This window comes from Rothia sp. HMSC065G12, assembly GCF_001811455.1.
GTDB lineage: Bacteria > Actinomycetota > Actinomycetes > Actinomycetales > Micrococcaceae > Rothia > Rothia dentocariosa.
In genome coordinates, this window is sequence record NZ_KV804801.1 from 65,309 (window position 1) to 76,319 (window position 11,011).

General features: G+C 56.0%; 8 protein-coding genes, 1 tRNA gene and 1 other RNA gene. 1 reads left to right on the top strand and 9 read right to left on the bottom strand.

Annotated features, from left to right (window positions below; all coding sequences use genetic code 11):
- Window positions 1-19: 19 nt before the first annotated feature.
- From purQ to ffs, 9 genes are all read right to left on the bottom strand, one after another.
- On the bottom strand, window positions 20-832 hold the full coding sequence (gene purQ, locus HMPREF2804_RS02085; protein WP_070627059.1) for a phosphoribosylformylglycinamidine synthase subunit PurQ: 813 nt from the start codon (window positions 830-832) through the stop codon (window positions 20-22).
- Between the two features lie 4 nt (window positions 833-836).
- Complete coding sequence (gene purS, locus HMPREF2804_RS02090; protein ID WP_004006543.1) at window positions 837-1,088, bottom strand: phosphoribosylformylglycinamidine synthase subunit PurS; 252 nt, start codon at window positions 1,086-1,088, stop codon at window positions 837-839.
- Window positions 1,089-2,101: 1,013 nt separating this feature from the next.
- Window positions 2,102-3,052: a 3-methyladenine DNA glycosylase gene (locus HMPREF2804_RS02095; protein WP_070627060.1), complete on the bottom strand. Its 951-nt coding sequence runs from the start codon at window positions 3,050-3,052 to the stop codon at window positions 2,102-2,104.
- A gap of 50 nt (window positions 3,053-3,102) precedes the next feature.
- On the bottom strand, window positions 3,103-3,795 hold the full coding sequence (locus HMPREF2804_RS02100) for a PIN domain-containing protein (RefSeq protein WP_246824097.1): 693 nt from the start codon (window positions 3,793-3,795) through the stop codon (window positions 3,103-3,105).
- Window positions 3,789-4,256: a helix-turn-helix domain-containing protein gene (locus HMPREF2804_RS02105; RefSeq protein ID WP_239668235.1), complete on the bottom strand. Its 468-nt coding sequence runs from the start codon at window positions 4,254-4,256 to the stop codon at window positions 3,789-3,791. The genes HMPREF2804_RS02100 and HMPREF2804_RS02105 overlap by 7 nt, the downstream gene beginning before the upstream one ends.
- A 235-nt stretch (window positions 4,257-4,491) precedes the next feature.
- On the bottom strand, window positions 4,492-5,787 hold the full coding sequence (locus HMPREF2804_RS02110) for an aspartate kinase (RefSeq protein WP_004006547.1): 1,296 nt from the start codon (window positions 5,785-5,787) through the stop codon (window positions 4,492-4,494).
- Window positions 5,788-5,975: 188 nt separating this feature from the next.
- Window positions 5,976-7,103 (bottom strand): recombination mediator RecR, encoded by a 1,128-nt coding sequence (gene recR, locus HMPREF2804_RS02115; RefSeq protein ID WP_070627061.1) that lies wholly within the window; start codon window positions 7,101-7,103, stop codon window positions 5,976-5,978.
- A 42-nt stretch (window positions 7,104-7,145) separates the two neighbouring features.
- Entirely contained in the window at window positions 7,146-10,031 is a 2,886-nt protein-coding gene (locus HMPREF2804_RS02120) for a DNA polymerase III subunit gamma and tau (protein WP_070627064.1), read from the bottom strand.
- A 553-nt stretch (window positions 10,032-10,584) separates the two neighbouring features.
- Window positions 10,585-10,679: signal recognition particle sRNA small type (ffs, locus tag HMPREF2804_RS02125), an RNA gene on the bottom strand.
- Between the two features lie 150 nt (window positions 10,680-10,829).
- Here ffs and HMPREF2804_RS02130 point away from each other — a divergent pair.
- Window positions 10,830-10,914, top strand: a tRNA-Ser gene (locus tag HMPREF2804_RS02130).
- Window positions 10,915-11,011: the final 97 nt, after the last annotated feature.

An 11,011-nucleotide genomic window follows, 5' to 3' on the forward strand; every position in this document is an offset into this window, starting at 1 on the left:
TATCCTTGTCGTCGTGCGTCTAGCGGGCGTTGATCAGGTTGGAAAGAACGGAGGTGAAGATGCCCAAGCCGTCGGCACCGCCTCGTAGTGAAACATCACCGAATCCGGAGGATGAGGGACCAAAACCGGGCTCAACCGCGTGTTCTGGATGGGGCATCAGACCGACGACGTTTCCGCGTTCGTTGCTGATACCGGCAATATCGTGGCGTGAACCGTTCGGGTTGAAACCCACGTATCGGAACACCACGCGATTCTCGGCTTCGAGCGCCTCTAGGGTTTTGGCGTCCGCCACGTATTGACCGTCCTGGTTTTTAAGCGGAACCACAATCTCTTGCCCAGGTTCGTAAGATCCGGTCCACGAGGTGGCGTTATTTTCGATGCGCAGGGTTTGGTCACGGCAAATGAACTTGCGGTGATCGTTCTTAATCATGGATCCGGGGAGCAGATGCGACTCGGTAAGAATCTGAAAACCATTGCAGATACCCAGCACCGGCAGGGGAGCAGAGCCCGAGGTTCCCGCTGCGTTTGCCGCCGCGATGACCGAATGCATGACGGGTGCTTTTGCCGCGATAGCGCCCGCACGCAGATAGTCGCCGTAGGAGAAACCGCCGGGAATGATGACGGCATCAACGTTTTTGAGGTCTTCCTCGTCGTGCCAAAGTTCGACGACGGTTCCGCCCGCTAACCGTACTGCACGCGCCGCATCGCGGTCATCGAGGGTGCCGGGGAAAGTAATAACGCCGATGCGCGCATCAGCAAAGTCGGGGTTGGGTGCCGAGACGCTGAAGTCGCCAACAAGGGGAACTTCGTGTGCTGCGAGTGATTCTGCCATGCTCTTAGTCCTCCAGAACCGAGACGTTCACAACGTCTTCGATGACGGGGTTTGAGAGTAGCTCTTCTGCCGCTTGGCGTGCCTGCGCAAGATGCTCTTCGGTAGCTTCGCCTTCGACGGTCAGCTCAAAACGCTTGCCTTGGCGAACGTCGGTGAAGGAATTTAGACCGATACGGGGCAGCTCGTGAGCGATAGCTTTACCCTGTGGGTCAAGAATTTCGGGCTTGAGCATAACATCAACAACAATACGGGCCATGTGCGGGCACTCCTTGGGTGCATGAGTTCTGATTGAGCCGTCTTAATGTTACCGCAAGCACGCTTCTTGACGCCCGTTCGGCGAGCGAATTTTGATCGCGGTATCGGTGAAAGAGCGGCGGGTGCGGGAACGTGAAACTAGATGCGCAGAAATATGAAGATACTCATGGTGAGTTATGCCTTACCAAGAAGAAAGTGTGGAATCAAAACTCCTTGTAGGAAAGCGTAATAATTCTTCTCAAAAATCGTTCTCTGTGAGCGAACATCGGAATTTTGAAGTCTTTAGCAGGTGATGTTTCAGAATTGCGGATTAAAGAATAATTTTGGAGATTACGCATATCAGGATGCGCGCCTCAGCTAGTTTTCAAGCGTCGTGTCAATGTTTAAAGTATGCTTGAGTGGTAAACTAATCTCAAAGTTGCTGATTTCACATAAACTATTTACATGTAAATTATAAAAACCAATCTCGCATGCTGTATAGTATATTTCCGTTGTAAACTTTTGCTCCATAAAAGTGACATCAACGATTCATTTTGCTCACATTTTGTTTAAAGTGATTATGTTCACAGAGAATATATGATTACAAATTCTCTAAGAACGTGTATGATGTCGCGTCAGTTTTCAAGCGGCGCCTCATCGCACTCCTGTCATCACCACTGGCAGAAAACAAAACGGGCAAACCCTGAGCTGCATCAACCGCGTAACCACCGTGGCTTGAAGAGGCATAGCGCGCGGCTATGTTAATTCACTCCGTTCCACCGAGCGGAATGAGCCATCATTTCCGGGGTGGGCGGTGATGCACCGCGCTGAGTCACCGCACAAGCCGTGCAGGACAATCACCACTAAGTAAATAACGATCGCTGAAAATATTCACCGAATACATACGGGCTTGAGGAGTGTGGCACTTCAGAAAAGCTCGAAGATGCTCCTCGGGATGAAAAAGACAGGCTATCGCGATAGATAAACTCAACCACAAGTATTTCTCCCTCGTTTTCCGGCGGGGGAGAAATTAGATTAAGCCACGGCGGTGCGATCGAGAGCGCCCTCAATCTGGCTCAAGACGCGACGGCGCAGCGTCACCGAACGCTCCGAAAGCTCGCGTTGATACCGCACATACTCGGCTTTACCCTCGGGGGTCTCTACCTTAATAGGCTCATAGCCCCAATCGAGAAGGTCGTACGGTGCGGCGCGCATATCGAGTTCGCGCGCATCCCAAGCAAGCTCAAAACAGTCCATCACGAGCGCCGAATCGATGAGTGGAATCAGCTTATATGCCCACTTATAGACGTCCATATTGGCGTGCAGGCAAGCGGGCTGTTCTAGTGTGCGCTGCGATTCACGGGTGGGCTGCAGCTCGTTCATGGGTGCCGCCTGAGGCATGAAAAACCGGAACGCATCGAAATGCGAACAGCGGATGCGGTGCGACTCAACCACCCGGTCGGTACCCTCAGCACCCAAACGCAGATCCAGGTAGTCGTGACGAATATTGTTCTGAACTGATTTATACGCCATCGCCCATTCGTGCATACCAAAGCATCCAAAAAACGCTTTTTTATCGGCTGTATTTGACAGAATTTCGCGGGTGAACGTGAGGGCGGTGCCACGTTTGTCTACGAATTGGGGTACATCCACGAGAACCGCATCGCCGCGTTCGGCATGGGCGTGTGCATCGTCGGGGGAGAGCCCAGCTGAAAGGAGCTCGTCCTCGGTTGCAGCGCGGTAGAATTTCCAGCTGGTGCGCTCGGCGGCATCCAGCAGAATGACGCCTGCCCCCGGATGCCAGTGCTTGAACTGACCAGGCTTGAGTGTGTAGTACGTAAACAGAAAATCCTCAACCGGATGCGCCTGCCCCCGCTCGCGCCGCCGCACAAACGGGTCAGCAAAACGACCCGCCCGGCGCTCATGCTCCTTCGCACAAGCACGCCAGAGCGAGCCGTCAAGTACCTGTAGCACTTTGGGAGTCATTCTTCTAGACTAAACTATCTGCTGCGCAGGGCGTATAAGGGAGCGCAAGATCATGAGGACGGAGGGAACGGAACATCGGCGCTTTCCGTAAGAATTCGGTCGATAGCAGAGGCGACATTCGGGCGGTTAATAATATTTGTTCGTAAGAATCGGGCAAACGTAGGAGCGAGAGGTCTCTGAATATTCCCTCGTCTATCTTTTGTGCGGTCTAGCGCCTTACATACATCGATATCTTTATAGCCGCGACTAAGGGTGTACTTTACATGTTTAACGTACACTTGAGCGAAGAGGGAAAGGGACGAGAGCTCTGTGAGGTGCATGAGAAAATCGTCGGCGCTGAAGGTCTCATAGTTTTGTGTTAGCTCTGATTCTGTGGTGCTCGCATAGGCAAGGAGCTTTACGTCGTCAGTGACGAGAATATGCATACCGCAGTACTGGGCTGCGGCATGTACATGAAGATCATCTTGGTCGGGGTACCCCTCGACAGAGCCTACAGGAAAACCTTCGAGTGGCTGACCGGTTACTTTGAGAATCTGCTTTCGCCATGTGGATATTACTCCGTCATCAAGCGTTGGCTCATTGCGGCGCACTCTGTACCCAAACTCATCAAGAATTCCCCATGAGATATATGGCGTGAAGAGTTGATATTTGGACTCTTTTGCGAGCATTAAGATCCAGTCCCGCAGGGTCTTGCTCATCAGGATATTGGTATCGAGCAGGACGGAATAATCACGTGTTACCACGCAGGGCCCCCGAGTACATCTACAAGGTTATTTTCTTCTTCGAACGCCCAGAGGTCTTGGAGCGCTTGTTTGCTTTCGGCAACCTTTTTTTCCAGTAGTTTCTTGCGGAACCTATCGGCATCTTCGGTACGAACGCGGAAATGGGATCCAACCTTGTGAGCTGGCAGCTCTCCCGAGCGGATTGCCTTCATGAGCGTAGGGCGAGAAATGCCGATGCGCTGTGCGGCCATTGTGGTCGTCAGATCGTGCGGGATGGTCTGAATGTCGATGTGCTGTCCTTGAGCCAAAGCATGCAAAACCTGAGAGATGACCTGATTGAGCGCATCCCCGATTTGTCCACTTTCCGCTCCGGAAACGCTGAGTGAAATCGTGGTTTCCTTCGCTTGGGCAAGGATGTGCTGTGCCTCGGCACGAGCCTGAGAAATAGTTTCGTCACGCAGATTGGGAATAGTTACAGACATAAGCTTTCCTTTCGTGCGCAGACAGTCGGTGACCATGAAGAATAAGAGTTTCGACGGGAACCAGCTGCAATGGTGCACTAGCGTTACAAATACCAGCGTATCAAATATCTGAAATAAGTGAAGCACATAAATCGATATTTCACATAAAGAAGGTAGATGAGTTTAAGAAGTAGGGGCGTCGGAAAGACAAAAATGTCCTTCCGACGCCCCTAACCCTTCTTGGAAGATAAGAAGTTTAGCGGCCTGTTCCGCCGTATACGGTGGCTTCGCCTTCGGCATCAAGCTCGAAGGCGGTGTGTACCGCGCGGACCGCCTCATCAAGCTTTGAGAGCTCGGTGATAACAGAGATGCGAATCTCGGAGGTCGAAATCATCTCGACGTTCACACCCGCATTGCTCAGCGCCTCAAAGAAGGTAAACGAAACACCCGGGTTGGTCTTCATGCCCGCGCCCACAAGCGAAAGCTTACCCACTGCCTCGTTATAAATAACCTCTTCAAAACCGATCTCGGCCTGGGTCTTCTCAAGTACCTGCAACGCCTGCGGACCCTGCGCCTGGTTGAGCGTAAAGGAAATATCGGTCACGTTCGGGCGGTCGGTCGAGACGTTCTGCACGATCATATCGATGTTAATCTTGGCCTCATTGAGCAGACCGAAAACCTTAGCGGCAGATCCGGGGATATCGGGCACGCCCACCACGGTAATTTTTGCCTGTCCACGGTCGTGCGCAACGCCAGAAATCAGGGGCTGTTCCAAGGGAATCTCCTTCACATGGGTGGGGGTTAGTTCCGCGGAATTTTCCGGGATAACAAGAGTGCCTTCAAGATTCGAGAATGACGAACGCACATGCAGTTTCAGATTGAAACGGCGGGCGTACTCCACGCTGCGCAGATGCAGAATCTTTGCGCCATTCGCCGCCATCTCAAGCATTTCTTCACTTGTGACAGTATTGAGTTTATGCGCGGTTGATACGATGCGCGGATCGGCTGTGAACACGCCGTCCACATCCGAATAAATCTCGCACACATCCGCATGAAGCGCCGCCGCAAGAGCGACCGCCGTAGTATCTGAACCGCCGCGACCGAGGGTCGTAATGTCACCGCTCTGGCGGTTAACACCCTGGAAACCCGCCACAATCGCAATGTTTCCGGCCTCAACAGACCGGCGAATACGGTCTGGATTGACTTCCACAAGCCGCGCCGCGCCATGCACGCCGTCAGTAATCATGCCCGCCTGGGAACCCGTGAAAGACTGCGCCTTCGCGCCTAGATCATTGACCGCCATCGACAGAATAGCCGTCGAGATGCGCTCACCCGCAGTCAGGAGCATATCGAGCTCGCGCGAGGGGGTAACGGTAGCGGTTACTTCAGCGGCAAGGTCGAGTAGTTCATCAGTGGTGTCACCCATCGCGGAGACGACCACGACCACATCATTGCCCGCTTTTTGGGTGTCCACGATGCGCTGGGCGACGCGTTTGATACCCTCGGCATCCGCGACGGAAGAACCGCCGAACTTTTGGACGATCAGGCTCATTGAATTCTCCAGGTCAGTATTGAGTATGCCACCGGCTAGTTTACCGGCTCTTTACATAGTAGGCAGATGCGGCGCGCGGTGGGAATTGTGCATGTATGTGTATTAGAACGTGAAATATGAAGAACTGTTACGGATGACTCTGCGGAACCGGGCGCTGCGATTCCGCTTTTATAGAACGGCAGGGCTTATTAGCTCCACGGGTTAACGTATTTGGCACCGGGCAGGGGTGGAACCTCCGGGGTGGGTGTGCGTAAGGGCTCCTCCTGGATTTTGCGGATGCGCGCCTCATAATCCTCCGACCGGTGTGCGTGGATGCGGTAGGCATCAGCGCGCGTAATATCCACCGGAATCTGCTCAGCTTGAGCCGCCGATTTATGGGTCTCTTGAGAGAAATCTGTCGAGTCTTCGGAACTCGGGGCTTCTGCATGGGCAGAATCATCGAGTGCCTGCTCGATAAGTGCCTCATCCACAGTGGTCTGCGTGCCAGGTGAGGGGGAACTATCCGCACGAGAATTATCGTTCTCCGCGTCGTGCAGATCGTCAGAAGAAGAGTCCTCGGGCTCACCCTGGGAGGAATCATCAAGGTCGTCGAACATGCTCCCGCTCCAGCGTTTACGCGGCGCCTTTGGCTCAGCATCAGCGCGCTCACGTTCCGTCTGCTCTTCGTCAACCACCTGCTCAAAATCTTCGGCGGCATTCCCCTGAGCGATACCCGCGCCTTCGCTGATCACGCGGCGCCCCTCAAGCGCGCGCCCGAGCGTAATCTCGTCTGCATATTCCAGGTCGCCGCCGACGGGCAGACCGGATGCCAGCCGTGAGAGGCGAATGCCCAGCGGAACCAGCATTCGCGAAAGGTAGGTTGCGGTCGCTTCGCCCTCAAGGTTAGGGTCCATCGCTAGAATAATCTCTTGAATACGCTCATCTGCCAGGCGCGAAACCAGCTCACGAATACGCAGCTGCTCGGGGCCAAGCCCCGCCAACGGGTTAATAGCCCCGCCCAGCACATGGTAACGCCCAGTGAAGGAACGGGTGCGCTCAATCGCCACCACATCCTTGGATTCCTCAACCACGCAAATCAGGCCCGGGTCACGCCGATCATCACGGCAGATAACGCACTGCTTCGTCTCCGAAACGTTGCCGCATATTTCGCAAAAGCTCACACTCGATTTGACCTTCGAAATCGCGTTGGTCAGGCGTGCCATATCTGAGGCGTCAGAGTTGAGAATATAGAAGGCGATGCGCTGCGCCGACTTGGGACCCACCCCCGGCAGGCGACCAAGTTCATCGATGAGATTTTGGACTGCGCCCTCGTACATGCTTCTCCTCGTCTGTGTGTGCTGTGAGCGCGTTGTGCCGCGCTAAATCTGATGGAGCGGACGTTCGTCGATCACCTTGCCGCCAATAATCTTTTCGATGGCGCGCAAACCGATATGAACGCTGTTCTCAATTCTTTCGTCGTCATCAGAAACGACATCTTCTTCATCGCTCTGCTCCTGCTGCGCGCGTTGTCCGCGTGCCGGGGCAGTCTCCTGCTCGGATTCGGCGGGCGGCTCTTCGGGTTTTGTGTCCGCTGAATCCAGCCGCTGAGCCAGGGGTGGTAAAGGTGAGACCGGGGCGGATGCGGCAGCCTCCCGAGCCGGCTTATTCCCCGCAGCCAGCGGTGCGGATGCGCTTGGCGCCGGAATATTGCTGAACTCGGCGTTTTCGGCGGTACCTACAGACTCAAGGGAAACTGAGGGGGAAGAGCTCTCACCCTGCGTCTCGCCCGGATCCGGCGCGGAATCGTCCACCGGTTCATCATGGTTACCGGCATCCTGAGGATCTTTATTACCGCTATCCTCACCCTGTTCGTGCGGACTCGGAGAATCCTGCTGCGGAATCCCGCTGCCCGAGGCCGCGAAGGAATCGCGCTCGCCAAAACCGCCCTCGGGAACCCTCGTATTCCCGCTATCTTCGGGTATTTCAGGGGGTACAGGCTCGGTTTCGGGAGGCAAGTTCGCTTGCGCCTCCGAGGATGCGCTGGGCTGAGACGGGGAATCTTGAGGCGCTGTATCTTGCGGGGAAGAACCGGACTGTGATGCTGCGGCGTGCTGGCCCTCAGCCGCATCATCCGGGTGCAGCTCGGCGGGGGAATCCTCGGAATCTTGCGGAATAGGCGCGACCTCCCAGGCCGTGATGGGCGCATCTACGTTGGTTGTACCCTGTGATGCCGCCTCTTGCCCGGACGGGACGGGCTGCCCGTGGCGGTTCCACGCATCCACGCCACCACGCGGACCGTCAGCGATCGGCGCGGGATCAGAAGATTTCTGGTTCGCGGCGGGTGCCTGGGCAGGGCGCGCATCTGGCTGGGTTTGGGGACGCGCAACTTCGGCACGCACACGCACCTGCTTGCGCAGAAAATCGCTCACGCGCGCGCTCAACTCCGGCACAAAAGAAGCAACCGCCTTGAGTGTAGGCATATCTGCCCGCACATACAGTTCGCCGCTAATCAGACGCACGGGTTCAACCTGTAATAGTTTTTCGGATGCGCCCGGCGCACTCACCCGAGCAATCACGGCACGCCAGTTGGCACGCACCGAGGCAAGCGGGTCTTCTGCATCCGCGACGGTAACGCGCTTGACGGGAGGTTCCTGCGCGGCCGATGGTTCTGAGGGAACCGAACGGGATGGTGTGGGCTCCGAAGGCGCACCTTCGGAAGATCCTGTACTCCCTGCGGCAGGGGCCAATGGCGCGGAGTCCTGAGGCGCGGAACCCTGAGACTGTTGATTCTGGGGCGTCCCTTTTTGCTCGCCTTCCGTTTCAGACTTAGGCACCTGCTGATTCGTGTTCTGCCCTAAAACGGGGCCGCGATGCTGCGCCGATGCGTTCGTAGCCTCGGCACCAGCCGCCTTCTTTGATGCTCCGACGCTTGCAGCTAATGGGGGAGCGGCGTGCTGCGTGGGAGCTTGACGTTCGGTGGAACCGCTAGCGCTGGGCGATACGTTATTCTGCGCGGCGGAAGGCGTACTCTGACTCACTGCGGGATTTCCCGAGCGTCCCCCGCGTTGAGGCGCACCCGCACCACCGGCGGCAAGACGACGTTCGAGCGCATCCAGCCGAGAGGCCAGGGCGGTGAGATCGCCGCCAGCACCGCCCGGGCTGCCCGCAGGAACTAGCAGCCGCGCACATAGCAGTTCAAGCTGCAGCTGCGGGTTGGTGGCACCGGTCATAGAATTAAGCACTTCATTAACGGTGCTCGCCGCGCCGGTCAGCTGGGCCGTGGCGAAGGCTTGCGCCTGCGCTTTGAGGCGTTCTATCTGATCGGCGGGAACGCCTTGCAGAATCTGCGCGGCATTCTGCGGTACCGCCTGCACCACAATCAAATCACGTAGGCGTTCGAGCAGGTCTTCGACGAAACGGCGGGGGTCTTGCCCGGTCGCCACCACCCGCGAGACCGCCTCGAAGAGGGAGGGCGCATCCTGGGCGGAAAACGCATCAATCACGTTGTCGAGAAGTTGGGCGTGCGTGTACCCGAGCAGGGCGACCGCGCGGTCGTAGCTGATGCCGGATTCGGTGTTGGCACCGGCGATAAGCTGGTCAAGAATGGAGAGCGAGTCGCGCACGGAGCCGCCGCCGGCACGGATGACGAGTTGAAGCACCCCGGATTCGACGGGCACGTTCTCTTCGCTGCAGAGTTTTTCGAGGTAGGGCAGAAGAACTTCTGGCGGTACCAGCCGGAACGGGTAGTGGTGGGTGCGTGAGCGGATGGTTCCGAGAACCTTATTTGGCTCTGTGGTGGCGAAGATGAATTTGATGTGCTCGGGCGGTTCTTCGACGATTTTGAGCAGGGCGTTGAATCCTTCGCGGGTGACCATATGTGCTTCGTCGATGATGAAGATTTTGTAGCGGTCGCGCACGGGTGCGAGGGTTGCACGTTCACGCAGGTCGCGGGCATGGTCTACGCCGCCGTGGGATGCCGCATCCATTTCGATGACGTCAAGGGAGCCGCCGCCGTCGCGGGAGAGTTCGCGGCAGGAGTCGCATACGCCGCAGGGGGTGGGGGTTGGTCCTTGGGCACAGTTGAGGCAGCGTGCCAGGATTCGTGCGGAGGTGGTTTTGCCGCATCCGCGCGGGCCTGAGAAGAGGTAGGCGTGATTGACGCGGTTGTTGGTGAGTGCGGTAATGAGCGGTTCGGTGACGTGTTCTTGCCCGATGACTTCGGCGAAGGTCTCGGGGCGGTAACGGCGGTAGAGTGCTGTGCTCACGGGTGACCTTCTGGTTGACGATGCGGGGTTCTACACTATTTTAGTTCACGGATGCACACTTGGGGCTTGGTTTCGTTACCGGCGTGGGATGGTTTATACCTAAATTCTCGCCTGTGAGAAATGGTGGGCAGGTTATCTCAGATGAGTCTCTTGAAGAAAACGCTCCCGAATTCTAGAAGAACCTAGAATCCACCTTCGACGCTGAAACGGAAAACATCATTTTGCCAAAAAACACTAGAAACCCAGAAACACTTGCCCCTCCCGCCCCAAGGGAAACGAGATGCAGGTGCATCCTGGCTACAGGATTTCTAAGCGCCTAGGGATGTCAGCAAACGAGGAACGAGCGTAGCTGACAGGGTCCCTGTAAAGCTGGGAAATCCTGTCAGCCTGATGCACTGTGTAATGCATCCGAAGTTTAACGATAAAACCTCTTACGCAACCGCTGAAGCCTCAGATTCCGAGCGCGCGAGGAAATAAATCTGAGGTTGAAGCCGCGAAGCGGGCGCGTGAGCGCACTATGACGGTGTGTTTCTGCTGCGAATGTTTTTGGATATAAAAAACCTCTTACGCACCCGTCATAGCTCGAATACCCTTGCTACCTTCCGGTCCTGGGGGAGTTTTCCAAGATAACGCCACGTAAGAGGCACGTACCAGTCTACCTGATTTTGTGGTGGTTGTGAACTTGGTGTCGGGGCCTTGGGGTGCCTAGTGGCATTGGGCACTTTCGTTGGGGCAGAATTGCCTTAGTGTTGGGTTCCCTGTATAGTTTTATCCGTTCGCCCTTTTGGGTGTTTTGTTGGAGGATTCGCCTAGCGGCCTATGGCGCACGCCTGGAACGCGTGTTGGGTTCACGCCCTCGGGGGTTCAAATCCCCCATCCTCCGCTCTTTCCCCGGCTTCGAGTTTTCGAGGTCGGGGATTTTTGTTTTTTGGTGTGCTGACCGGGTTTTATCTAGTTTTCTGAGAAGACTCCACCCTTTA

Coding starts and splice junctions, on each gene's coding strand:
- purS (WP_004006543.1), bottom strand. CDS start 1,088: ATGGCCCGTATTGTTGTTGATGTTATGCTCAAGCCCGAAATTCTTGAC.
- purQ (WP_070627059.1), bottom strand. CDS start 832: ATGGCAGAATCACTCGCAGCACACGAAGTTCCCCTTGTTGGCGACTTC.
- HMPREF2804_RS02095 (WP_070627060.1), bottom strand. CDS start 3,052: ATGACTCCCAAAGTGCTACAGGTACTTGACGGCTCGCTCTGGCGTGCT.
- HMPREF2804_RS02110 (WP_004006547.1), bottom strand. CDS start 5,787: ATGAGCCTGATCGTCCAAAAGTTCGGCGGTTCTTCCGTCGCGGATGCC.
- HMPREF2804_RS02105 (WP_239668235.1), bottom strand. CDS start 4,256: ATGTCTGTAACTATTCCCAATCTGCGTGACGAAACTATTTCTCAGGCT.
- recR (WP_070627061.1), bottom strand. CDS start 7,103: ATGTACGAGGGCGCAGTCCAAAATCTCATCGATGAACTTGGTCGCCTG.